At 69.2% G+C, this 23,418-nt stretch carries 16 protein-coding genes; 9 read left to right on the top strand and 7 right to left on the bottom strand.

From position 1 onward, the window contains the following. The first annotated feature begins 163 nt into the window (after positions 1–163). Positions 164–988: an MHFG family PEP-CTERM protein gene (locus ACK5F2_RS11450; protein WP_409864739.1), complete on the top strand. Its 825-nt coding sequence runs from the start codon at positions 164–166 to the stop codon at positions 986–988. A gap of 79 nt (positions 989–1,067) precedes the next feature. On the opposite strand, the gene uvrA is transcribed toward ACK5F2_RS11450, so the two are convergent. Beyond that, complete coding sequence (uvrA, locus tag ACK5F2_RS11455; RefSeq protein ID WP_409864740.1) at positions 1,068–3,986, bottom strand: excinuclease ABC subunit UvrA; 2,919 nt, start codon at positions 3,984–3,986, stop codon at positions 1,068–1,070. Between the two features lie 163 nt (positions 3,987–4,149). Here uvrA and ACK5F2_RS11460 point away from each other — a divergent pair, with 163 nt between their 5' ends. The 5 genes from ACK5F2_RS11460 to ACK5F2_RS11480 all read left to right on the top strand — a co-directional run bounded on the left by ACK5F2_RS11460 (position 4,150) and on the right by ACK5F2_RS11480 (position 7,241). After that, the gene (locus tag ACK5F2_RS11460) at positions 4,150–4,314 is read left to right on the top strand and encodes a hypothetical protein (protein ID WP_409864742.1); all 165 of its coding nucleotides are present in this window, start codon (positions 4,150–4,152) and stop codon (positions 4,312–4,314) included. A gap of 206 nt (positions 4,315–4,520) precedes the next feature. Next, positions 4,521–6,074 carry an ATP-binding protein gene (locus ACK5F2_RS11465; RefSeq protein WP_409864744.1) on the top strand — a complete coding sequence of 518 codons (1,554 nt, stop codon included), beginning with the start codon at positions 4,521–4,523 and terminating at the stop codon, positions 6,072–6,074. Between the two features lie 146 nt (positions 6,075–6,220). Further along, complete coding sequence (locus ACK5F2_RS11470) at positions 6,221–6,463, top strand: hypothetical protein (RefSeq protein WP_409864745.1); 243 nt, start codon at positions 6,221–6,223, stop codon at positions 6,461–6,463. Positions 6,464–6,691: 228 nt separating this feature from the next. Next, positions 6,692–6,877 carry a hypothetical protein gene (locus tag ACK5F2_RS11475; protein WP_133602156.1) on the top strand — a complete coding sequence of 62 codons (186 nt, stop codon included), beginning with the start codon at positions 6,692–6,694 and terminating at the stop codon, positions 6,875–6,877. Positions 6,878–6,926: 49 nt separating this feature from the next. Continuing rightward, complete coding sequence (locus ACK5F2_RS11480; RefSeq protein WP_409864746.1) at positions 6,927–7,241, top strand: hypothetical protein; 315 nt, start codon at positions 6,927–6,929, stop codon at positions 7,239–7,241. On the opposite strand, the gene ACK5F2_RS11485 is transcribed toward ACK5F2_RS11480, so the two are convergent. Both ACK5F2_RS11485 and ACK5F2_RS11490 read right to left on the bottom strand, forming a co-directional pair. Further along, complete coding sequence (locus ACK5F2_RS11485) at positions 7,207–9,639, bottom strand: sensor histidine kinase (protein WP_409864748.1); 2,433 nt, start codon at positions 9,637–9,639, stop codon at positions 7,207–7,209. The two genes, ACK5F2_RS11480 and ACK5F2_RS11485, sit on opposite strands and share 35 nt — an antisense overlap. Further along, a complete protein-coding gene (locus ACK5F2_RS11490) occupies positions 9,636–10,433 on the bottom strand; it encodes a response regulator (RefSeq protein WP_409864749.1) in 798 nt (265 codons plus the stop codon). The genes ACK5F2_RS11485 and ACK5F2_RS11490 overlap by 4 nt, the downstream gene beginning before the upstream one ends. A 252-nt stretch (positions 10,434–10,685) precedes the next feature. Between ACK5F2_RS11490 and ACK5F2_RS11495 the strand changes: the two genes are divergently transcribed. Both ACK5F2_RS11495 and ACK5F2_RS11500 read left to right on the top strand, forming a co-directional pair. Continuing rightward, complete coding sequence (locus tag ACK5F2_RS11495; RefSeq protein WP_409864750.1) at positions 10,686–12,371, top strand: ShlB/FhaC/HecB family hemolysin secretion/activation protein; 1,686 nt, start codon at positions 10,686–10,688, stop codon at positions 12,369–12,371. A 72-nt stretch (positions 12,372–12,443) separates the two neighbouring features. After that, the gene (locus ACK5F2_RS11500; protein ID WP_409864751.1) at positions 12,444–18,353 is read left to right on the top strand and encodes a YDG domain-containing protein; all 5,910 of its coding nucleotides are present in this window, start codon (positions 12,444–12,446) and stop codon (positions 18,351–18,353) included. A 62-nt stretch (positions 18,354–18,415) separates the two neighbouring features. On the opposite strand, the gene recQ is transcribed toward ACK5F2_RS11500, so the two are convergent. Genes recQ through ACK5F2_RS11520 form a run of 4 tightly spaced genes read right to left on the bottom strand, consistent with a single transcriptional unit; the run spans position 18,416 to position 22,918 of the window. Beyond that, positions 18,416–20,290 carry a DNA helicase RecQ gene (gene recQ, locus ACK5F2_RS11505; RefSeq protein ID WP_409864752.1) on the bottom strand — a complete coding sequence of 625 codons (1,875 nt, stop codon included), beginning with the start codon at positions 20,288–20,290 and terminating at the stop codon, positions 18,416–18,418. 38 nt (positions 20,291–20,328) lie between these two features. Continuing rightward, positions 20,329–21,054, bottom strand: a complete 726-nt coding sequence (locus ACK5F2_RS11510) for a head GIN domain-containing protein (protein WP_409864753.1) — start codon at positions 21,052–21,054, stop codon at positions 20,329–20,331. Next, positions 21,051–21,803, bottom strand: a complete 753-nt coding sequence (locus ACK5F2_RS11515; RefSeq protein WP_409864755.1) for a LytR/AlgR family response regulator transcription factor — start codon at positions 21,801–21,803, stop codon at positions 21,051–21,053. Before ACK5F2_RS11515 ends, ACK5F2_RS11510 begins: the two co-directional genes overlap by 4 nt. Beyond that, complete coding sequence (locus ACK5F2_RS11520) at positions 21,800–22,918, bottom strand: sensor histidine kinase (RefSeq protein ID WP_409864757.1); 1,119 nt, start codon at positions 22,916–22,918, stop codon at positions 21,800–21,802. Before ACK5F2_RS11520 ends, ACK5F2_RS11515 begins: the two co-directional genes overlap by 4 nt. 138 nt (positions 22,919–23,056) lie before the next feature. On the opposite strand from ACK5F2_RS11520, the gene ACK5F2_RS11525 reads away from it, so the two are divergent. Next, on the top strand, positions 23,057–23,418 hold a 362-nt coding region (locus ACK5F2_RS11525), incomplete at its 3' end, for a single-stranded DNA-binding protein (RefSeq protein ID WP_409864758.1).

Here is a 23,418-nt window from a genome sequence, read left to right on the forward strand (position 1 = left end):
GGTCTGCTTCGGGGGCTGATTGCGTGACAAAAGTCCGCCCGGCCCTCCCGTGCCTGAGGGGGCTGTCCCGCGTGGCGGCCGGGTCGGCCTCTTACACTGCAAGCCTCGAAAACCCCAAGTCCCGGTCCACCGCCCAACCAGCGGTTCACGAGGGTTCAGGTCCATGTCCATGCTTGCCGCCATCGCTCTGGCCGCCTCCGGCGCCACCTTGCCCCAGTGCTCCTGGGACCGCCCAGGGGTCAATCCCTTCATGGGCGATGTGGTCGCGGCCGTGGATCGCTACCAGGACATCCCGGCGGCGACCCGCGCCAAGCTCAAGCAGCGCATGCAGGCACGCAAGTATGACGAGATGGTCACCATCACGCGTGATGCCATCCAGGGCCAGGCTCGCTACGCTCCGCAGATTCGCGACATGCACTTCGGCAAGTCCAGTTTCTGCAATACCGTGATCCGCACCGGCTGGACCGAGAAGATGCAGGAGCGAGGCTTGGTCTATTGCGAGGATGGGCACTGCATTCTGGTGCCCACGGTCTGTCGCAATGTGAGCCGCATCACCCGCGAAGCCCCGGCCCGTGCCGCCGCGCCCGCCACGGCGAGCAATGTGGCGTCCTCCGCACGTGCCGGTGAAGATCCCCAGGGCCTGCTTGAGATGGAGCCTACCGGTGCCGGTGTGGCCGGTGGCGGTGGTGAGCCCACCTTCGCCCAGATCTCCGGTGTACCCGTGACCGGTGCCAGCCTGCCCCCCACGGGCGCCGGCATACCCGTTGGCGGTGGCAGCATCCTGCAGCCGCCGCCTCCCGCGGGCTTCGGGGGCATTCCGCCCCTGCCGCCGGGCACCATCACAAGCGCGCCATTGCCGGGCCCCGTGCCCCCTCCCATCGGAGGTACCACGCCGCCGCCCGTACCCGAGCCCGGCACCTGGGCCATGATGTTGGCCGGCCTGGCCGCTCTGGCCTTCTGGGCGCGCCGCCGCCAGTCTCAGGCCTGAGAGACTTCAGGTCCCGGCCTGGACCGATGGATGAGAGGCCGCTGCAGCGGCCTCTTTTCTTTGGGTCGCTTGGGCCGGCTCAGCCGCGCGCCAGCAGAGGCTTCAGATAGCGGCCTGTGTGGCTGGCCGCGCACTCGGCCAGCTCTTCGGGCGTGCCCGCCAGCAGCAGCTGGCCACCGCCTGAGCCGCCCTCGGGGCCCATATCGATCAGCCAGTCGGCGGTCTTGATCACGTCCAGGTTGTGCTCGATCACCACGATGGTGTTGCCCGCATCGCGCAGCTGGTGCAACACCTTGAGCAGCAGGGCGATATCGCCGAAGTGCAGGCCCGTGGTGGGCTCGTCCAGGATGTAGAGGGTGCGGCCGGTGTCGCGCTTGCTCAGCTCCAGGGCCAGCTTGACGCGCTGCGCCTCGCCGCCCGAGAGCGTGGTGGCGCTCTGGCCCAGCTTCACATAGCCCAGGCCCACGTCCATCAGGGTCTGCAGCTTGCGTGAGATGCTGGGCACGGCGCCGAAGAAACCGGCCGCGTCCTCGATGGTCATGTCCAGCACCTGGGTGATGTTCTTGCCCTTGTAGAGCACCTCCAGGGTCTCGCGGTTGTAGCGCTTGCCGTGGCAGACATCGCAGGGCACGTACACATCCGGCAGAAAGTGCATCTCCACCTTGAGCACGCCGTCGCCCTGGCAGGCCTCGCAGCGGCCGCCGGCCACATTGAAGCTGAAGCGCCCGGGGCCGTAGCCGCGCTCGCGCGCCGTGGGCATCTCGGCAAAGAGCTCGCGGATGGGTGTGAACAGGCCGGTGTAGGTGGCGGGGTTGGAGCGCGGCGTGCGGCCGATGGGGCTCTGGTCCACATTGATGACCTTGTCGAAGGCCTCCAGGCCCTCGATCTCGTCATGCGGCGCCGGGTCCTGGTGAGCCTGGTAGAGCTTCTTGGCCACGGCCGCGTAGAGCGTGTCATTGACCAGGGTGCTCTTGCCCGAACCCGAGACGCCGGTTACGCAAGTCAGCAGGCCCACGGGGAACTCCACCGTCACGCCCTTGAGGTTGTTGCCGCGGGCGTTGACGATTCTGAGCGTCTGCGGCTTGTCCTGGCGCGCCAGGCTGTGGCGCTCGCGCGGCACCTCGATGCGCGCGCGGCCGCTCAGATCGGCGCCGGTGCGCGACTCGGGGTGGGCCGCCACTTCGTCGGGCGTGCCCTGGGCAATGATGCGGCCGCCGTGCACGCCGGCACCCGGGCCCAGGTCCAGCACATAGTCGGCGGCGCGGATCGCGTCCTCGTCGTGCTCCACCACCAGCACCGAGTTGCCCAGGTCGCGCAGGCGGCGCAGGGTGGCGATCAGGCGGTCGTTGTCGCGCTGGTGCAGGCCGATGCTGGGCTCGTCCAGCACATACATCACGCCGGTCAGGCCCGAGCCGATCTGGGAGGCCAGGCGGATGCGCTGGGCCTCGCCGCCCGAGAGCGTGTCGGCGCTGCGGTCCAGGCTCAGATAGTTGAGGCCCACATCGTTGAGGAAGCGCAGGCGCGCCGCGATCTCGCGCACCACCTTGGCGCCGATCTCGGCCTTGGCGCCCTTGAGCTTGAGCCCTTCGAAATAGTCCAGGGCCTCGCGCAGGGTGGTGTGCTCCACCTCGTAGATGGGGCGGCCAATATGGCCCTCGGGTGCATCGGCCGGTTGCAGCACCACATGCCGGGCCTCGCGGCGCAGGCGCGAGCCCTCGCAATGCGGGCAGGGCTTGGCCGCCTGGTAGCGCGCCAGGTCCTCGCGCACGGCCGAGGAGTCCGTTTCCTTGTAGCGGCGCTCCAGGCTGCGCAGGATGCCTTCGAAGGGATGGGAGCGCTTGATGCTGCGCTTCTTGCCGCTGGCGGTCTCGCCCTGGTAGACAAAGCTGATCTCTTCCTCGCCCGAGCCGTTGAGCAGCACGGAGCGGGCCTGCTCGGGCAGCTCCTCGAAGGGCAGCTCGATGTCAAAGCCATAGTGCTTGGCCACGGTCTCCAGCAGGGAGAAGGTGTAGGGGTTGCGGCGGTCCCAGCCCTTGACCGCGCCGCTGGCCAGGCTCAGCGAGGGGAAGGCCACCACGCGCTCCGGGTCGAAGACCGTGACCTGACCCAGGCCCTCGCAGCTGGGGCAGGCGCCCACCGGCGAGTTGAAGGAGAACAGGCGCGGCTCCAGCTCGGGCAGGGAGTAGCTGCAGACGGGGCAGGCGAACTTGCTGGAGAACAGGGTCTCGGCGCCACTGTCCAGGTCCAGCACCAGGGCGCGACCCTCGGCCAGGCGCAGCCCCGCCTCGAAGCTCTCGGCCAGGCGCTGGCGCAGCTGGTCGGCGCCCTCATGCCTGAGCTTGATGCGGTCCACCACCACATCGATATCGTGCTTCTCGGCCTTCTTGAGCACCGGGATGTCGGGGGCTTCCACCGTGATGCCGTCCACCCGGAAGCGCACATAGCCCTGGGCCTGCAGGTCCTGAAACAGCTCCACGAACTCGCCCTTGCGGTCGCGCGCCACCGGGGCCAGCAGCATCAGGCGCGACTCGTCCTTCATGGCCAGCACCGCATCCACCATCTGGCTCACGCTCTGCGCCTCCAGGGGCAGGTGGTGGTCGGGGCAGAAGGGCGTGCCGGCGCGGGCATAGAGCAGGCGCAGATAGTCGTGGATCTCGGTCACCGTGCCCACGGTGGAGCGGGGGTTGTGGCTGGTGGCCTTCTGCTCGATGGAGATGGCGGGCGAGAGGCCCTCGATCACGTCCACCTCGGGTTTGTCCATCAGCTGAAGGAACTGGCGGGCATAGGCCGAGAGGCTTTCCACGTAGCGGCGCTGGCCCTCGGCATAAAGCGTGTCGAAGGCCAGGCTGGACTTGCCCGAGCCCGAGAGCCCCGTGATCACCACCAGCTGGTTGCGCGGCAGGTCCACATCGATGTTCTTCAGATTGTGGGTGCGCGCGCCCCGGACGCGGATCTGCTGCGCCTCGGGCACGGGGTTGAAGGGCTTGGAGTCGGGCATGGGGGATGCGGCCAGTCGGCCGTGGCGACGCGGGAAAACCCGCCATCATAGGCCGCCAGGGCCAAGCGGTGCCAGCCTTGCTGACATGGCCCGTCAGCACGCTGCGGCTCTCCACCCAGAGGGGGAGAGCGCCGCGCCAGCGGCTGATGGATACTGCGCAACCATGAAGCCCCGCCTCCTGCTCCTGTTGCTTGGCCTGGCCCTGGTCGGGACGCTGCTGCTGGGCGCTTTTGATCTGGGTGATCCTTCCCAGCTGTCCACAGCCCAGGATCTAAGCTCCGGTCGCCTGCCCCTGCTGCTGCGCCTTGTAGGGGGCTTGGCCCACTGAGAGCCGGTTCATCCTTCATCGGTGCAAAGACTGTTGCTTTGAAGCTGATGTCAGGGGCAGGGCATGTCCCATGCTGTGGGACCGCCCTTTTTGCGGCTTGCCGTATTGCCGAAGCGGGCGCAACAATGCCCTTGCATCTCGGAACGCAGCACGCCTCCCGCAGGAGCCGCCGCTGTGTCGGTGTCATGCCAACAGGGAGCGATGACATGAGCGGCTTGCACACGCAGAGTCTGGAGCGCGCGCTGCTGGAGAGCGAGCAGCGCTTTCGCGCCCTGCTCGAAGGGGTGGAGAAGGTCTCGGTGCAGGGCTACGACGCCGAGCGGCGGGTCATCTTCTGGAACGCTGCCAGCGAGCAGCTCTATGGCTACAGCAAGCAGGAGGCCCTGGGGCAAAAGCTGGAGGATCTGATCATTCCGCATGAGATGCGGGAGCAGGTGATCGTGGGCACCCGCGAGTGGCTGGCCTCGGGTCGGGTATCCATACCGGCCGAGGAACTGGTGCTGCGCCGCAAGGATGGTCGCCCCGTCCATGTCTTCTCCAGCCACACGATGCAGCGCAATTGCCGGGGCGAGGCCGAGCTCTACTGCGTGGACATCGACCTGAGCGAGCGGGTGCAGGCGGAGGTACGCCGCCAGGAGCTGGAGGCGCAGCTGCGCGAGGCCCAGAAGCTGGAGGCCATAGGCCGTCTGGCCAGCGGCATCGCCCACGATTTCAACAACCTCCTGGGGGCGGTGCTGGGCAATGCGGCCCTGGCCCTGGAGCAGCTGCCCGCCACCCATCCGGCCGCCGTGCATCTGGGCCTGATCCGCATTGGTGGTGAGCGCGCTCGCAGCCTGGTGCAGCAGATCCTGGCCTTCGGGCGACGTCAACCTCAGCAGCTCAGGGCGGTGCGCTTGCAGGATCTCATCCGCGAGAGCGTGGCCCTGTTGCGGGCCACCGTGCCGCGCGATGTGCGGCTGGACCTGGACCTGCCCGAGCCGGCCCTTTATGTGCAAGCCGATGCCACCCAGATCCAACAGGTGCTGATGAACCTGTGCACCAACGCCTGGCATGCCCTTGAGGGCCGGGCTGGCACGGTGGAGCTGGGCCTTGATGTACAGCACGAGGGCGCGGCGCCGCGCGCCCATCTGTGGGTGCGTGATGACGGCAAGGGCATGGACCTCACCACCCGCAGCCATCTGTTCGAGCCCTTCTTCACCACCAAACCCAAGGGCGAGGGCACGGGCCTGGGTCTGGCCGTGGCGCATGGCATCGTGTTGGCGCATGGGGGTGAGATCCAGGTGGACAGCACGCCCGGCCAAGGCAGCTGCTTCCATCTCTACCTGCCCCTGCTGGACTGGGAAGGCCCGGTGACCGAACCAGCACCCCTGCTGAGCCTGTCGGGCGAGGGGCAGGGGCAGCATGTCCTCTATGTGGATGATGACGAGGTGATGCGCCTGACCGTGCAAGGCCTGCTGCGGCGCCAGGGCTACCAGGTCAGCTTGGCCGCCGATGCGGCCGAGGCCCTGGATCGAGTGGCGGCCGGTGATGTGGATCTGCTGGTCAGCGACTTCCATATGCCTGGCGGGTCGGGGCTGTACCTGGCGGCCGAGCTGCAGCGCAAGAGGCCATGGCTGCCCGTGGTCATCAGCTCGGGGCACATCACCGAGTCCCTGCGCGAGCAGGCCCAGCGCCTGGGTGTGCGCGCCCTGTTGCGCAAGGAGAAGACCCTGGAAGACCTGGCCGGCGTGGTGCGCCGCGAGCTCGAGCGCGCGCGCTGAGCACCGACGCTGGTCGCCGTCAGCGACCATTCGGTCGCTCCTGCTTGCAGTTCGTCGCAGCTCGCTCGCGGCGGGCGCAGAGGCTGCAGATACTGACTCCATCGATACAGCAGGGTGCCGTGTCGAACACAGCAAGGAGTCAGAACATGAACCGCAAGCAACACCTCTTCCAAGTCCTGTGCACCCTGTCCGTCGGCCTGATGTTGGCCGGTGCCGCCTCTGCGCAGAAGATCGAGCAGCTGCCCCGCGTGCTCATCACCGGCAAGTCGGTGCCCGCCAGCCAGGTCCAGCAGGTGGTGCAGCTGCCGCGCGTGGTGATCGAGGGTCGCAGCCTGGGTAGCGCCAGCAACACCCAGCTGGCTGCCGCCAAGCCGCAGCGCCGTGTCTGATGCGCAGCCGTGCACCAGCATGAGCTGCCGTCGTCACCGCCGCAGGGGAGCCGAGCCAAGACCGCATCGCAGGTGCGGCCCTGACTCGGCTTCCCGCCCTATTTCGCGCCAGCCCAACGGCCGTTCGGTCCCGCGGGACCGCAGTTCGTCGCGCCGCAGTGGCGGGCCCGATGCCAAGGCCCGAGACTGCCGCCAGGATCTCGCCTGACAAGACCCATGGAGTCACGCATGAGCGCCAGCACCAAGACCTTGTTGACCGCCATCGCTGCCGTGGCCAGTGCCGTCCTGACGGCCTTGTTGCTGGCCGAAGGCCTGCAAGCCCGCGAGCACCACAGCGTGGTGCGGCTTGAGGCCGCCCAGGCGCCAGGTCAGAACCTGCCGCCCCTGCCGCAGCCCGAGCAGGCGGCGCTCTGAGCTTCGTCGCATGCGCCGGATGTCCCGGCCAGCAGTCAAGGAGCCTCTCATGAAACTCGCTTTGCACGCCTTTGCACATTCCTGCGTGGCAGGCCTGGGTGCTGTGCTCGCCATGGGCTCGGTGCTGGCCATGGCGGACTACATCTCCACTCCGCAGCATCCCGTCATGGTGCTGGAACGCGTGGTGATCGTGGGCAAGAGCCAGCGCCCCAGCGCGGAGCATGCCGCGCCCGTGGTGACGGCCCGGCTCCCCCGGGTGCTGATCGAGGGACGCAGCAGCGGCTTCTCCCAGCCTGCCAGCCTGCTCGCGCTGGACTGCGGCAAGTCGCTCAGGCCGCAGCAGGAGACTGTGGCTCGGTGCTGAGCGTGCTCATGGTCCTGCGCGCGTTGGCGGCAATCGCCATCAAGCTCTGCCGCCATGCGCCATCGCTTAAGGGCTTGGCCAGGCACTGCTCGTCAGCTGGGGCTGCGGCGCAGGCCAGGGCCTGAAGCGACGGCCAGCGGGCAAGCAGGGTCTGCCAGCCGCCGGGCAAGGCCTGCAGCATGGCGGGCTCATGAACCAGCAGGCAGGGCGTGGCGCGATGCGCCACGCGGTGCAAGGCGGGCTCCAGCTGCTCGATATGGCTGCAGCATTCCACCTCGAAGCCGGCCATCAGCAGGCGCTCGCACAGTGCCTCGGCGGCGCTCTCACAGGGGTCCAGCACCAGGGCCGCCAGCCCCTCGCCCAGATCCGCGGGCAGCTCGGTGCGCGGCGTGGGCCACAGCACCTGGGACTCCTGCGCCAGCTGCAAGGGCAGACGCAGGATGAAGCGGCTGCCCCAGGCGGGTCGGCTCTCCAGGCTCAGGGTGCCGCCCATGTCCTGGGCCGTCTGCAGGGCAATGCTCAAGCCCAGGCCCAGGCCCGGCAGCCCGCGGCTGCTGGCACGGCGATGGAAGGGCTTGAAGATCTGGGCCTGCTCGGGCTCAGGAATGCCCGGGCCATGATCCCGTACGGCAAACATGAGGCTTGCACCTTCCGTCCAGGCCTGCAGCTGCACGGGGGCGCCGTCGCCGTACTTGGCCGCGTTGGACAGCAGATTGAAGAGCACCTGACGCAGGCGGCGCCCGTCCAGCTCCACCACGCCCGGCAAGCCCGGGGCCAGCAGCAGCTGCAGCTCCTGGCCCCGGCTGCGCATCAGGGCCTGTGCCTGGTCCCCGACTTCCCGCAGCAGGCCGGGCAGGTAGAGCGGTGCAGGCAGGGCTTCGCGCGGCAGCGCGGCCTCGGGCTGGCGCGCAAATCCTTGCAGCTCGTCCAGGGTGTCCAGCAACATGCGGCCGCCCTGCTCGATGGCGCGGCGATTGCTCTCGAAGTCTGCACCGGGCTGCAGCTGACGAGCCAGCTGCAGCACCGAGGCCAGTGGCGCGCGCAGATCATGGCCCAGATAGCCCAGCAGCCTGCCCTTGGCGGCGTCACTGGCACGCAGCTCGGCATGGGCGCTGGCCAGCTCGGCCGTGCGCGCCTGCACGGCGGCTTCAAGTCCCTGGGCGTACCGCATCCGCTCGGCCGCGACATGGCGGGCCATGCCGATCAGCACCGCCAGCCCGCCGGCCAGGGCCACGAGGGTGCCCAGATAGTCCAGCAGGGGCAGGTAGGGAATCGTGCCGCTCAGCACCAGATAGCGGGGCAGCAGGCCCAGGAGCTGGCTGGCAATGACCACGGCCCAGATGCGGCCCATGAAGTGACCGTCTCGTGCCGCACGCAGGCCGGCGATCAGGCCGCAGGCGGCCAGGGCGGAATTGCCCAGATTGGCCAGCTGGGTGGCCAGATGGTAGTCACCCACGCAGGCGTGCAGGATCAGCAGCAGGCTCAGCCCCATCAGCAGCTGGTGGATGCGAGCCAGGCGCGGCTGCAGGCGCGGAAGTGCCAGCAGTACGTGCAGGGCCATGGCCTGCAGCAGGGTGGCGAGCACGCCGCTCACGCCCAGGGCGCGCTGGGCCCAGTCGGTGGCTTCGGGCCAGAGCACCATGAAGCTGGTGCCTCGCAGCGAGCCTTCGTAGAGTGTGGCCGCGACGAGGTAGAGCCCCGTCAGCGCATAACCGGGTGAGCGCTGGCTGAGGCTCAGCAGCAGGGCGATGAGGCCCACACCCAGGCTCAGGCTGTGCAGCATGCCGTCGAACCAGAGCAGCTGCTGCTGGCGTTGCAGCAGGGGGCCGGGCTGCCACAGGCTGGCGCGCAGGGCCAGGGCGCTGCGGCTGCTCACCCGCAGCAACAGCACCCGCTCCTCGCCAGGCGCCAGGTTCAGCACAAAGGCCTGGTCGCGCAGAGGCAGCTCGCGCAGATGAAAGGGCTGGTCCGTGCCGGCGCGGCTGCGCTGCCAGCCAGCGGTCTCTTCGCCATGCCAATACAGGGTCACCGACTCCAGCCGCGCGGGCTCCAGCAGCAGCACCCGCTGCTCGTGTCGCGGCTGCGGGTTGTGCAGTCGCAGCCGCAGCCAGTAGGTATCGCGGGTGTAGCCCGGGTTCAGATCGGCCAGACTGGCCGGCTTGAAGCCGCGGCCCTCACGCAGCTCTGGCGGCGCTTGATCAGGGGCCGGTCCGCCGGGGCCGGGCTCTACCCACAGACTCAGGGCGGATCGCAGATCCAGGCTGGGCGCCTGATCTGTGGCGGCGCTCAGCGTCAGCAGGGGCTGCGCCTGCAGCGCCGCCGACCCGAGCAGGCACAACAGCATCAGGAACAGGCGAGCCAGCAGCGCTTGCGCGAGCCGGCCTGCGGTCCGGCTCATGGACAGGCTTCGACAGGCTCCGAGCCCTGGCGCAAGGACTGTCGGTAGGCCTGCGGGCTCAGGCCATGGCGCTCCCGGAAGGCGGTGGCGAAATTGGCCGGGTTGGCATAGCCCACCATGGGCGCGATCTGCTGCACCTCCAGCCGGGTCTGCAGCAGCAGGCGCTGGCCGGCGCGCATGCGTTCCTCGCTGATATAGCCCGACACCGTTTGGCCCAGCTGCTCGCGGAACAGGCTCAGCAGGCGTTTGTCGCTCAGTCCGAAGTGGCGAGCGATGGCGGCCACGCTCAGGCCCTGGTCCAGATGGGCCTGCACATGGTTGCAGATGCTGCGCAGCAGGGCCTGGTCGGGCGTGCTGGTCGGCGCGTTGCGCGTCGGGCTCTCCGCGGCCCGCAGGCGACGTGACAGCGCCAGATGCAGGCGCAGCCGGGCCAGCACCTCCTCGGGGTGGGCATCCTTGCCGATGAAGTCCACGGCGCCCAGGCCCAGGCCTTCGATGCGGGCGGCGGGCTCGCTGTGGGCGCTCAGGAAGATCAGGGGCACCTCGGCGGTGCTGGGGCTGGCCTTGAGGCGGCGGCCCAGGGTCAGGCCGTCCAGGTCCGGCAGATTGATGTCCAGCAGCACCAGTTCGGGCTGAAGACTCTCGGCCTTGTGCAGGGCCGAGAGTCCGTCGGTCGCCAGGGCCAGGCGGAAATGGGGCTGCAGCAGCGGGATGAGCCAGCGCAGTTCCTCGGGTTTGTCATCCACCAGCAGCAGCAGGGGCAGGTGTGTCGGTTCTGGAACTGCGCAATTCATCACGGGCTGGATTGTCGGGCATTGACGGGCCTTCGTGAGTAATCCACGAAGTACCGAGGCTTGTGATCGCCAGCTTCGGATTGGCAAAAGTCCCGGGCGGATTGGCAAAACCGGGCCAGGCGCGGCTGGCCGATAAACGCGGCCTTGAATGGATTTACCCCCGAGGACCAGGCCATGGGCAAGAACAAGAAGTCGTTGTCGCGCGCGGTTGGCGCACAAAAGAGGAATTGGGCGCCGGCCGTGCTGCCCGCCATGATGTGGGCGCTTTCCGCACAGGCTGCGCCGGACGCTGGTCAGCTGCTCAATGAGCAGCAGCGCCTGGAACAGAGTGCGCCGCGCCTGCCCGCTCCCAGCGCTCCGGCCGTGCAGCTGCCCTCGCTGGACGCGGTGGCGGCCCAGCCGGGTCTGCGGGCCCGCATCGAGCGCGTGCGCTTCACGGGCGCGGACGGCCTGGTCGAGGAAGCCAGCCTGCAGGCCCTGGTGGCCGATGCGCGGGGCCGCACCCTCAGCCACGCCCAGCTGCTGCAGCTGGCCAGCCGCGTGAGCCAGGCCCTGCAGGCCGCGGGCTATCCGCTGGCCAGGGCCTACCTGCCGCGCCAGGATCTGAGTGAGGGCGAGCTGGAGATCGCCGTGCTGCCGGGCCGTCTGCAGTCGGGCGCCGAACGCATCAAGGTGCTGAATGCCGAGCCCGCGCTGGCCGCCTGGTTGGCGGCCATTGCCGATGCCGCCCTGCCCCCCGGGCCGGTGCGCAGCGAGCAGCTGGAGCGCGCCCTGCTGCTGATCAACGATGTGCCGGGCGTGCAGGCACGCGCCAGCCTGGAAAAGGGCAAGGACGCCGGCAGCAGCCGCATGCTGGTGCGCGCCGACAGCAGCCGTCGCTGGGATGCCCAGCTGGGCCTGGACAGCTTCGGCAACCGCTACACCGGCGAATGGCGCAGCAGCGCCCAGGCCCAGCTGTACCGGCCCTTCGCCGCCGACGATGTGCTCAATGCCTCGCTCAGCCATGCCCGCGGCAACGATCAGCTGGCTCTGGGCTACGGCGTGGGCCTCAACCCGCAGGGCTTGCGCGCCCAGCTGAACACCAGCCTGCTGCGCTATGAGCTGGGTGGCGAGTCGGCCCCCCTGGGTCTCAGTGGCACGGCCGGCAGCCTAAGCGCCGGCCTGAGCTACCCCCTGCTGCGCGCGCGTGGCGCCAATCTCTGGGGCTCGGTGGAGCTGGAGCGCAAGTCCATGAACGACAAGGCGCTGGGTCAGGAGATCCGCGCCCGTCGCGTCGTCAAGGCCTCGGCCACATTGAGCGGCAATCTGGTCGCGCCCCAGCTGGGTCAGCTGGCCCAGCATGAGATGAGCCTGGGTCTGGCCGGCGGCCAGCTCAAGCTGGACAACGCGGCCGACAGCCTGGTCGACGCCCTGAGCGCCCGCACCGCCGGTGGCTTCAGCAAGCTGTTCTGGCGAGCCTCCCGCGTCCAGTCCTTCGAAGCCGCGCCGGACTGGAGCCTGTTCCTGGGCGCCAGCGGCCAGCAAGGCGGGCGCAATCTGGATTCCTCCGAGAAGTTCATCCTGGGTGGCCCGGCCGGCGTGCGCGGCCAGGCCATGGGTGAGGCCAGCGGCGACAGCGGCTGGCTGATGAACCTGGAACTGCGCCGCGACTTCAGCCTGGCCCAGGGACTGCGGGCCCAAGCCCTTGGCTTTGTGGACCACGGACGCATCCAGCTGCACGCTCGCCCCTGGACGGGCGCCCTGAGTGCGGCGCAGAGCAATGGCTATGCGCTGTCCGGCGCCGGCCTGGGTCTGAACCTCTATGGCGAGCGCTGGACCCTGCGCTCGGCCTATGCCCGTGCTCTGGGCGACAACCCGGGCCTGAGCCCCAAGGGTCTGAATGCCGACGGCCGCAGCGGCCGCAACCATCTGTGGGTCCAGGCCGCCCTGCGCTTCTGAGCGCCGACGCCGCAGGCCTGAACCCAAGCACGCACGAATACGAGAGAACGCAAGATGACAAGCAAGGCTTCGATGAACCACGCTTTCCGCCTGGTCTGGAGTGATGAGAGCGCCAGCTATGTGCCGGTACCCGAGAACGCCAAGGCGCGCGGCAAGCGCAGTGGCGGCGTCAGCCGCGCCCTGCTGGCCGGCGTGCTGCTGGGCCTGACGGGCCTGAGCAGCGCCCAGGTGCTGCCGGGCGGGGCGCAGATAGGCGCCGGTCAGGCCCAGATCAACGGCCAGGGTGGCCAGATGACGGTGCAGCAGGGCAGCGACAAGCTGATCCTGAACTGGAACAGCTTCAATATCGGCAGCGGCGCCAGCGTGCGCTTCGAGCAGCCGCATGCCAGCGCCGTGGTGCTCAACCGCGTGCTCGGCGGCGGCGCCAGCCAGATCGACGGTCAGCTCACGGCCAACGGCCAGGTCTGGCTGATCAACCCCCAGGGCGTGGCCTTTGGCAAGGGCGCCCAGGTGCAGGTGGGTGCCCTGGTGGCGGCCAGCCTGGGCGTGAAGGACGAGGACTTCCTGGCCGGGCGCGCGCGCTTCGAGCGCCAGGGCAATGCCGGCGCCATTCGCAACGAAGGGCGGCTGCAGGGCGAGGTGGTGGCCCTGCTGGCCCCCAGCCTGGACAACAGCGGCACGGTGCAGGCCCGCCAGACGGCCCTGGTGGCGGCCGACAAGGTGGCCCTGGACTTTGGCGGCGATGGTCTGCTGCAGGTGCAGGTGGAGCGTGCCGCGCTGGACGCCGAGCTGCGCCACAGCGGTCGCATCGAGGGTGAGCGCGTGCTGCTCAGCGCCCAGGGCGCCAGCGCACTGCGCGCCAGCGTGCTGAACATGGACGGCGTGGTCGAGGCCCGTGGCCTGAGCTTGCAGGGCGGCCGCATCATGCTGGATGGCGGTGAGCATGGCAGCGTGCAGCTGCGTGGCACGCTGGACGCCGGCTCGGCCCAGGGGCAGGGCGGGCGTATCGAGGTTCAGGGGCGTGACATCAGCCTGCAGGGGGCGAACCTGGAGGCCAGCGGCGCCACCGGCGGCGGCCTGATCCATGTGGGCGGCGGCTGGCAAGGCCAGGACGCCAGCCTGCGCAATGCCCAGACCCTGAAGGTGGGTGCTTCGAGCACGGCCCGCGCCGATGCGCGCGAGCAGGGCCGCGGCGGCGAGGTGGTGTTCTGGTCCGACGGCCGCACCGAGTTCGCCGGCACGATCGGCGTGCGCGGCGGCGCCCAGGGCGGCGACGGCGGCCGCGCCGAGGTCTCGGGCAAGCAGGAGCTGGCCTACCGCGGCCGCACCGATGCGCGTGCGGCCCTTGGCCGCGCGGGCGATCTGCTGCTGGATCCGGCCAATATCGCCATTCGCGGCGGTGCGGGTAGCGGCGACATCAGCGGCAGCGAGGTCTTCGAGAAGGACCTGGAGGCGCAGACCGCCAATGTGCTGCTGCAGGCCACCGCCAACGTCACCGTGCAGGACCTGAACCTCAATGGCGGTGACGGCGAGATCACGATGCAGCCGAACGTGAGCCTGCGCATCGAGTCGGGCACGGCCGGCGGGGCGGGCAATATTCGCTTCGACAACGCCAACAACACCCTGCGAGTTCAAGGCACAGGCAGCCTGATGCTGTCGGCCGGCATTTCCACCGGGGGAGCGAATCCAGACGGGAAGCTGCAGAACATCGGCAATCTGATCGCGGAGGGCGCGGGCCTCAACCCGGCCACACTGCCCGCTCATGACAGAAAGGTTGCTGGCAGTGGCACCCCGAGCGCGGCTTCCATCACCTTGTATGCCGCTGACGGCATCGATGTGAAGGGGCGCGTGCAGACCAACGGCGGCTATGTCCGCATGTGGGCAGACGCCGACGACATGAGTGGCGGCGGCTTGACGCTCAGCGCGCCGCTGAGAACGGCTGGGGGCCATCTGCACCTGTCCGCAGGCGACGGCGAGGTGGTGCTGAATTCCGACATGGACTTGGGCAGCGGCCGCCTCTTCTTCAAGGCGGACGGCAGCTACACCTCGGGTGAAAAGATCCTCGGCGGCTTTCTCAATGCCAGCGGCGATGTGAACGTGAACACGGCCTTCACCTTCAAGGGCGGCGCCAAGATCCACACCGACGGCAACATCAACTTCGGCAACATTCCGGTCAAGCTCGATACGGGCACCGGTGTGCTGACCCTGCGCGCCAACAAGATCGACTGGGGCACGGCCACGTTGAACAACCTCAGCACCGCCTCGCTGCGCCTGGAGCCTTACGACGCGGCCACCAATATGGTGCTGGGCGACGCCAGCGGCTTTGCCTCGGCCGCCACTCTGGCCAAGCTGCCCGGCATCAAGAACCTGACCATCGGTCGCGAAGACGGCACCGGCACGGTCAGCGTGGGCAGCAACTTCAGCTTCAGCGCCAGCGGCTATTTCGAGATGGTCAACAAGACCGTGGACATCACCGCGGGCACGCTGACCAACACCTCGGGCGGCCTGACGCTCACCGGCGACACCATCAGTATCAGCAAGGCCGTCACCGCCGACGGCGGCACGGGCAAGGTCACGCTGCGCCAGATGACGGCGGCCAATAAGCTGCGCCTGGGCACGGGCTTGAACAACACTGCCATCGGGCAGGTCAATGCCGGCACACTGGAAGTGGGCCGCAGTGACGGCGGCGATCTGATCTTTGACAACGACATCACGACCTCGGCCAGCTCGGTGCATCTCAAGAGCGGCCAGCGCGTGCTGGGCGTGAACGGCGGCGTGGCGGCGTCCAATCTGGCCATCACGGCCGGCGGCGGCGCCGAGATCAGCGACAGCAGCTTCAACTTCACCACCCTGGCGCTGAAGACCGGCGGCGACAGCCAGGTGCGCAGCTCGGCCTCGAACTGGAGCCTGGGTACGGTGGATGGGCTCAGCGGCCTGAGCATCGATGCGGCCAGCCATGTCACCTTGACGGCCGTTGGCAATGGCATCTTGGGCGTGAAAGCCCCCATCGCCTTCAACAACACGGCCAGCGTTCTGCGCCTGGAGGCAACAGGCGGGTTCGAAGCTGTCGATCTCGGCAATCCCGCCAACAAGGCGAGCGTCAGCGGTCAGAGCCAGGCCACGGTCGAATTCAGCATGCCGGGCAGCAACAACTTCTTCGAAATGGGCGGCAGCACCACCGCGCTGACCGAGGCCAGCCTGCAGGCCTTCAACGGCAGCAAGCTGCTGCGCATTGATGCGCTGGATGACGATGTCCGCGTGGAAGCGCTGCAGGTCAGGGCCCTGGACCGGCTGGAGATCAAGGCCCGCCAGCTCACGCTGCAGGGCGCGCAGCGCGTGGACAGCGGCAGCCTCTTCATCAGCGCCGAGAGCGGCGGCCTGAACATTGCTCACAACCTGGGCGCCGCCGGCACCGTGTCCTTGCATGACAAGGGCGGCACCGGCATCAGCGGCAGCGGCAGCATCTCGGCCGTCAAGCTGGCCCTGCGCAGCACCGGCAATGCCGTGCTCAGCGCTACCGACCATCAGGTCGGCGAAATCGCGGCCAGCGCAGCGCAAGTCAAGCTGAGCAATGCCGCCAGCCTGACGGTGGGCAGCGCCGACGGCCTGAACGGCGTCAGCGCCAGCGACAGCGTGGACCTGCGGGCCCTGGGCGCGAACTCGGACCTGCTCCTGAAACAGGCGGTGAGCGCCGGCAACAGCAGCGCGGCCGGCACGCCCTTGCTGCTGCAGGCCGGCAAAAACTTCGTCAACAACGCCGGGGCCTCGGCCCTGAGCGCGGGCGGTGCGGGCCGCTGGCTGGTTTACTCCACCACGCCCACGGCCGACACTCGCGGCGGTCTGATCAGCGCCTTCAAGCAGTACGACGCCACGCCGTCCAGCAGCGTGCTGGGCACGGGCAATGGCTTCCTCTACACCGTGGCGCCCACCATCACGGTGACGCTGATCGGCAGCATCGGCAAGGTCTACGACGGCCTGCGCGACGCCGGCCTGAACTCGGGCAACTTCGCCAGCAGCGTTGCCATCGACGGCGACACGGTGAACTACACCGTGGGCGGCCAGGCCCGCTATGCCGACAAGAACGTGGGCAGCGCCAAGCAGGTGTCGGTGGATGGCCTGGCCATCAGCGGTGCCAGCAAGGGCGCGGTGCAGGTCTATGGCTACCGCCTGGCCAGCACGACGGCCAGTGGCGCCATCGGCAGCATCACGGCCAAGCAGCTCGCGCTCGCCGCCGGCAGCGTGAGCGACAAGGTCTATGACGGCGGCACCAGCGCCCAGATCGGCGCCGCCCAGGTCATCGGCCTGGTGGCCGGCGATGGCGTGAGCCTGGATGTCGCCTCGGGCACGGCCCGCTTTGCCGACAAGAACGTGGGACAGGGCAAGAGCGTCATGCTGGATGGCTTTACCCTCAGCGGTACCGACGCCCGCAACTACACGCTGGCCCAGCAGACCAGCGCCAGCATCACGCCGCGCGAGGTGACGCTGCGTGCCGATGTGGCCAGCAAGGTCTATGACGGCAGCACCGCGGCCGTGGGTGCCAAGCTGGAGGTGCTGGGTCTGGTGGGTGGCGACGCGATCAGCCTGAAGGATCCCAGCGTTCGCTTTGCCGACAAGCATGTGGGCAGCAAGAAGCAGCTGGTGCTGGACGGCCAGCTCAGCGGCGCCGATGCCGGCAACTACCGCTTTGTCGGCGGTGTGGTGGCCAGCGAGGCCGCCATCACGCCCAAGACCGTGACGGTGGAGCAGCTGGCCGTGGCCAGCAAGGTCTACGACGGTCTGCGCGATGCAATGGTGAGCGGCAAGCTCTCCGGTGCGGTGGCGGGCGACCAGCTGGGCCTGCTCACCCAGGGCCAGTTCGACACCCGGAATGCAGGCCAGGGCAAGGACGTGGCGGTGAAGCTGGCGCTCAGCGGCGCCGATGCCGGCAACTACCAGCTGGCCGATCCCGCCCCCAAGGCCAAGGGCGAGATCCGCGCCAAGACCCTGGAGCTGTCGGCCGTGGGCGTGAAGGACAAGATCTATGACGGCAAGCACGATGCCGAGCTGCTGCTGCCCGCACTGCAGGGCCTGGTGGCGGGAGACCAGCTGGGTCTGCAGGGCGAAGGACTGTTTGACACGCCCGCCGTCGCCCTGGGCAAGCCCGTGCAGATCAAGCTCAGCCTGAACGGCGCGGACGCCGCCAACTACCGTCTGAGCCAGCCTCTGCTGCAGGTCCTGGCCAGCATCCTGCCGGCCAGCAGCGCACAGGCCACGACGGCTCTTCTGGTCAAGCCTCTGGGTGGCAATGGCACCCAGGCCGGCGCCGTGCCGGGCGCTGCGCCGGCCAGCGGCTCGGCGGCAAGCGGTATCGCCGCGGCAGCGGCTCAGGCCGCCGGAGGCGCCGGCTTCATCGGCGGGCTGGTGGATGCTTCGGCCCTGGCGGGCGATGCCGCCCTGGCGACCGGTTCGACCGGCCCGGCCGGCTCGGTCGGTTCGGGGATTGCCGCCAGCGCCGCGCAGGGTGGCCAGGGCAACAGCCTGGCTGCGGCCAGCGCCTTCGCCATGGAGCAGGTCATCAGCCACCAGGGGCAGCTCAGCCTTGCCACCGGCGGTGAGGCCCTGAGCGAGCCGCGTCGCAGCCTGCTGCCGGTCTATCGCGAACAGAGTGGCGATGCCCAGCCCCAGGGCCTGGCCCAGCTGCGCGTGGATGATCTGGGCGACAGCCTGGCGGTGAATCCGGTGGCCTCCGCCGCGCCCCAGCGCGAGGCGGTGCGTGCCGCGGTCAGCCGTCGCGCCGAGACCCTGCTGGAGCTCGCCAACGGCGAGAGCGTCTGGCTGCGTCTGGAGTGGCTGGAGGACGGCACCCTGCGCACCCTGGCCCCGCGTCTGGCCGAGAGTCTGGGTCACGAGGCGCTCAGCACCTTCAGTCTCAGCACCCTCAAGCAGCAAGCCGGTGTCTCGCCCAACCAGGTGCGGGCCGTGCTGCTGAGCTTCGAGGGCTGATCCCCGCGCTCAGGGAGGAGCCGAGGGCGCTGATGTCGGCGCCCTCTTTTTTTGCCGCGTTCCTAGAGGGCTTCCAGCACTCGCAGGATCTCGCGGCCGTAGGCTTCCAGCTTCTTGGCGCCCACGCCGGAGATGCCGCCCAGCGCGTCCAGGCTGTGCGGATGCACCCGTGCCATCTCGGCCAGGGTCACGTTCTGGAAGATCACATAGGCCGGCAGGCCGTGTTCCTTGGCCACCTCGGCGCGCCAGGCCTTGAGCGCCTCGAAGCGCTGCTGGGCGCTGGCGTCCAGGTCCAGGGCCTCGGCCGTCGCGCGGCTCTTGCCGGCCCCGCCGCTGCGCGAGCTGCTGCCACTCCTGCCGCGGCGCGGCGCGGCGCTGGGCACGCGCAAGAGCAGCTGCACCCCGCCCTTGAGCACGGCGCGGGCCGATTCCGAGAGCGCCAGCGTGTGGTACTCGCCCTCGGTGAAGACATGGCCCAGGGCGATCAGCTGGCGCAGCACGCCGCGCCACTGCTGCTCGCTCAGGTCCGCACCTATGCCCCAGGTGGACAGGATCTGGTGGCCATACTGCGTCACCTTGTCGGTGCTCTTGCCGCGCAGCACATCGATCAGATGGCCGGCGCCGAAGCGCTGGCCGCCGTTCTGATGGAAGCGGTAGATGCAGGACAGCATCTTGCGCGCGGCCTCGGTGGCGTCCCAGGTGGCGGGCGGGCTGATGCAGTTGTCGCAGTTGCCGCAAGGCTGGCTGGCCTCGCCGAAATAGGCCAGCAGGCGCTGGCGACGGCAGTCGGTGGCCTCGGCCAGGGCCAGCAGGGCGTCCAGCTTGCCGCGCTGCACCTGCTTGAAGTCATCGTCCGAGGGGCTCTCGTCGATCATGCGGCGCTGGTTCACCACATCGGCCAGGCCATAGGTCATCCAGGCGTCGGCGGCGGCGCCATCGCGCCCGGCGCGGCCGGTCTCCTGGTAGTAGCTCTCGATATTCTTGGGCAGGTCCAGATGGGCGACGAAGCGCACGTCAGGCTTGTCGATGCCCATGCCGAAGGCCACCGTGGCCACCATCACGATGCCGTCCTCGCGCAGAAAGCGGTCTTGGTGGCGCTGGCGCAGCGCTGCGTCCAGGCCGGCGTGATAGGGCAGGGCCTTCAGGCCGGCAGCCTCCAGCCAGGCGGCGGTTTCCTCGACCCGTCTGCGGCTCTGGCAATAGACGACACCGGCCTCGTCCTCATGCTCCTCGCGGATGAAGCGCAGCAGTTGCTCGCGCGGGCTGCCGTCCTTCTCGACGATGGCGTAGCGGATATTGGGCCGGTCGAAGCTGCTGATGAAGACGCGCGCCTGCTCCAACTGCAGGCGGGCAATGATGTCGGCCCGGGTGATGTCGTCGGCGGTGGCGGTGAGGGCCACGCGCGGCACATCGGGGTAGCGCTCGTGCAGCAGCGAGAGCGCCAGATACTCGCTGCGGAAGTCGTGGCCCCACTGGCTGACGCAATGCGCCTCGTCGATGGCGAAGAGGGAGAGCAGGCCGCGCTCGTGCAGCGAGTCCAGCTGGGCCAGGAAGCGCGGATTGGTGATGCGCTCGGGCGCGGCATAGAGCATCACCAGGCGGCCGCTGAGCATCTCGCGCTCGATGCGGCTGGCGTCCTCGCTGCTGAGCGTGGAGTTCAGGAAGGCGGCATGCACGCCGGCTTCTTCCAGCGCGCCCACCTGGTCGTGCATCAGGGCGATCAGCGGGCTCACCACCAGGGTCAGGCCCTGGCCGCCGCGGTGCCGGGCGATGGCCGGCACCTGGTAGCACAGGCTCTTGCCCCCGCCGGTGGGCATCAGCACCAGGGCGTCGCCCCCCGCCGTCACATGCTGGACGATGTCGGCCTGGGCGCCGCGGAAGGCGCTGTAGCCGAAGACTTCTTGCAGGATTTGCTGCGGGGCGTGGGGATCGGTCATGGAGCCCGCTATTGTCGCCCTAGCCGGCCCGCGGCCGCTCACGGCCCAGGCGGCGACTCTCCCAGCGCATTGAGCTTGCCCACCCCCGAGATGGCGCGGCTGATCTGCGGGCTGCCCCAGTAGTCCACCGTGCCGGCGCCGATGATGTTCACGCTCAGCACCCGGGTGGCCCAGAGCTGCACATCGCCCACCCCGCTGATGGCCACCGCCGCGCGCTCGCTGCGCAGCTGGCCGGCCTCCAGCTTGCCCTTGCCGGAGATGGCCAGCGAGAGCGCGTTGGACTGGCCTCGCATCTGCCCCTCGCCGGAGCCGGCAATGGCGAAGCTCAGGCGCTGCGCCTGCAGATCGTCAAAGCGCACCAGGCCCGAGCCCGAGATGCTCACATCCAGACGATCGGCCCGGAAGGTGGCCGGCGCATGCACCTCGCCATTGCCCGTGATCGCCAGCCTGTCCAGCTGCCGCATCGTCACCTCCATCTGCAGGCGGCTGCTGCGCCAGAACTTCCAGCCGCCCGAGGGCTGGACCAGCAGCTCATTGCCGGTCAGCCGCAGCTCCACGCTGTTCTGCAGCGCCTCGTCGCCCCGTATGAAGACCGTGTCCCGCTCGCCCTGCTGCAGGCGCACCTCGGCGGCGCCGCTGATCACCAGGCGCTGGAAGGCGCCGGGGCTGTAGCTGCGCCCCGGGGTCTCCTGGGCCGCAGCGGCTGCTGCCAACAGGCTCAGCATCAGGGTCAGGCCTTGCCGGGTGATGTGCAAGGGTTTCATATCGCTTGCTCCCTGAGCCGCTTGGACACCTCGCGGCTGGCGGTGAAGCGCATGCCGTCCTGCATCTGCACCACCAGCTGCGAACTCTCGTCCGGCGTCATGGACTCCACGAAGTCCAGGTTGACGATGCAGCTGCGCTGCAGCTTGAGAAAGCGCGCCGGGTCCAGGCGCTGCTCGAAGCTGCTGATGGGCAGGCGCACCAGGAACTGGCGGCCGCGGCTGGCGATGGCGGTGTACTTGGTGTCGGAGCGCAGGTACTCGATGGCCTCCACGGCCAGCGGGAAGATCTTGCCCTGGTCGCGCACCAGAACGCGGGTGAGCGGCGCCTCGGGCCGCTGCAGGCTGTGCTCCAGCGCCTCGGTGGGCAGCGGCGTGCCGAGCTGGCCCAGCGCGTGCTCCACCGCCTCGACAAAACGTTCCTGCGCAAAGGGCTTGAGCAGATAGTCCACCGCATGCAGCTCGAAGGCAGTGAGCGCATGCTCGTCGTAGGCGGTGGTGAAGATCACCGCCGGGCGCTTTTCCAGTCCGGCCTCGCCCAGGGCACGCAGCACCTGCAGGCCCGTCATGCCCGGCATCTGGCTGTCCATGAGCACCAGCTCGGGCTGCAGGGCGCGGATCTGGGCCAGCGCGCTCGCGCCGTCGGCGCAGCAGGCGACGAGCTCCAGCTGGGGCAGCTCGCGCACCCAGTCGGCCAGCGCCTCGCTGGCCAGGGGTTCGTCCTCGGCGATCAGGGTTCGGATCTTGTTCATGCTTGGGGTATCCAGAGGTCGACGCGAAAGCCCGCCCCGGGGGCGGAGTGGATCTTGAGCCGGGCGCGGCCCTCGTAGTCCAGGGCAAAGCGGCGCTGCAGGGCGCTCAGGCCGATGCCGCGCCGCGCCCCGGCGGCGGGTGGGGCATCCAGGCTGGCGAGATCGCAGCCCGGGCCATCGTCCTGCACGGTCAGGGCCAGGCCCTCGTTGAGCGCGTCGCGGCGCGCGGCAATACGCACGCTGCCGCCTTCGGCGCGCGGGGCCACGCCATGCTGCACGCAGTTCTCCACCAGGGGCTGCAGGCTCAGCGGCGGAATCTCATCCTCCAGGGTCTCGGGCTCCACCTCCCAGCGCACCGTGAGCCGCTCGCCCAGGCGCAGGGACTCCAGGGCCAGGTAGTCGCGCACAAACTCCAGCTCCTCGGCCAGGCTGACCCGGGTGTCCGCACCGCGCTTGGTATCCAGCACATAGCGCAACATGCCCGAGAAGCGCAGCAGGGCCGACTCGGCCGCCTTGGCGTCCTTGCGGGTCAGGGCGATCAGGGAGTTCAGGGTATTGAACAGAAAGTGCGGATTGAGCTTGCCGCTGATGGCTGCCAGCTCCGCCCGCGCTAGGGCCGACTCGGCCTGCGCCGCCGCCAGCGCGTTGCGCCGGGCGCGCCGCGCATGCAGCACCGCCGTGAAGCCGCAGGCCAGGGCCACGTAGACGAACACCCCCCAGATGGCCCGCCACAGCACGGTCTGCTCGAACATCGCGCTGGCATGCGTGGGCCCGAACAGGCTCCAGGCCAGGGCAAACTCCAGCAGCTGCCAGGCCGCGGCAAAGCTCAGTGCGCCCAGGCCGTGCAGCAGCAGCCACAGGGGCTGGGCCGCGTTGGCGCTGTGCTCGCCGCGGCGCTCCAGGCACGCCACCCAGGGCCAGACCAGGGGGCCCAGCAGCATGGCCGGCCCCAGGCTCAGCGTGGCCTGGTAGGCGGCGGCCCAGAGCTGCCAGAGCCCGCGCTGCAACTCGGCCCCGGCCATGGCATAGAGCATCCAGCTCAGCAGGCACAGGCCGGCATAGGCCAGCCAGAGTCGGCGGTTGCTGGTTTCTGGGCGGTCGGGGGTCTGGCGCATGGTGGCGGCATCTTAGGGGCGCCCTCCGGCGCTCGCGGACCGGGGTGACCAAGTGCGGGAACCTGGGCATGGGGTGCGGCTGGACGGGGCGGCATAATCCCAGGCTTAGAAATCAGGAAACGCCAGCGGAGCGCATCTATGGCCTCGGTCAACAAAGTCATTCTTATCGGCAATCTGGGTCGCGACCCCGAGCTGCGCTACAACCCCAGCGGCGTGGCCTTCTGCACCATCAGCCTGGCCACCACCCGCAACTGGAAGAACCGCGAGAGCGGCGAGCGCCAGGAAGAGACCGAGTGGCACCGCGTGGTGTTCAACGACAAGCTGGCCGAGATCGTGGGCCAGTACTGCAAGAAGGGCCGCCCCCTCTACGTGGAAGGCCGCCTGCGCACCCGCAAGTGGCAGGACAAGGAAGGCCGCGACCAATACACCACCGAAATCATTGCCGACCAGATGCAGCTGCTGGGCAGCCGTGACGGTGGCGACGAGATGGGTGGTGGCGC

The sequence above is a fragment of the Roseateles sp. genome (assembly GCF_046300915.1).
In the GTDB taxonomy this organism is placed as follows: Bacteria; Pseudomonadota; Gammaproteobacteria; order Burkholderiales; family Burkholderiaceae_C; genus Kinneretia.

Bases quoted from the DNA above. Each gene is read 5' to 3' on its own strand.
- ACK5F2_RS11450 (WP_409864739.1), top strand. From the start codon at position 164: ATGTCCATGCTTGCCGCCATCGCTCTGGCCGCCTCCGGCGCCACCTTG.
- uvrA (WP_409864740.1), bottom strand. From the start codon at position 3,986: ATGCCCGACTCCAAGCCCTTCAACCCCGTGCCCGAGGCGCAGCAGATC.
- ACK5F2_RS11460 (WP_409864742.1), top strand. From the start codon at position 4,150: ATGAAGCCCCGCCTCCTGCTCCTGTTGCTTGGCCTGGCCCTGGTCGGG.
- ACK5F2_RS11465 (WP_409864744.1), top strand. From the start codon at position 4,521: ATGAGCGGCTTGCACACGCAGAGTCTGGAGCGCGCGCTGCTGGAGAGC.
- ACK5F2_RS11470 (WP_409864745.1), top strand. From the start codon at position 6,221: ATGAACCGCAAGCAACACCTCTTCCAAGTCCTGTGCACCCTGTCCGTC.
- ACK5F2_RS11475 (WP_133602156.1), top strand. From the start codon at position 6,692: ATGAGCGCCAGCACCAAGACCTTGTTGACCGCCATCGCTGCCGTGGCC.
- ACK5F2_RS11480 (WP_409864746.1), top strand. From the start codon at position 6,927: ATGAAACTCGCTTTGCACGCCTTTGCACATTCCTGCGTGGCAGGCCTG.
- ACK5F2_RS11485 (WP_409864748.1), bottom strand. From the start codon at position 9,639: ATGAGCCGGACCGCAGGCCGGCTCGCGCAAGCGCTGCTGGCTCGCCTG.
- ACK5F2_RS11490 (WP_409864749.1), bottom strand. From the start codon at position 10,433: ATGAATTGCGCAGTTCCAGAACCGACACACCTGCCCCTGCTGCTGCTG.
- ACK5F2_RS11495 (WP_409864750.1), top strand. From the start codon at position 10,686: ATGATGTGGGCGCTTTCCGCACAGGCTGCGCCGGACGCTGGTCAGCTG.
- ACK5F2_RS11500 (WP_409864751.1), top strand. From the start codon at position 12,444: ATGAACCACGCTTTCCGCCTGGTCTGGAGTGATGAGAGCGCCAGCTAT.
- recQ (WP_409864752.1), bottom strand. From the start codon at position 20,290: ATGACCGATCCCCACGCCCCGCAGCAAATCCTGCAAGAAGTCTTCGGC.
- ACK5F2_RS11510 (WP_409864753.1), bottom strand. From the start codon at position 21,054: ATGAAACCCTTGCACATCACCCGGCAAGGCCTGACCCTGATGCTGAGC.
- ACK5F2_RS11515 (WP_409864755.1), bottom strand. From the start codon at position 21,803: ATGAACAAGATCCGAACCCTGATCGCCGAGGACGAACCCCTGGCCAGC.
- ACK5F2_RS11520 (WP_409864757.1), bottom strand. From the start codon at position 22,918: ATGCGCCAGACCCCCGACCGCCCAGAAACCAGCAACCGCCGACTCTGG.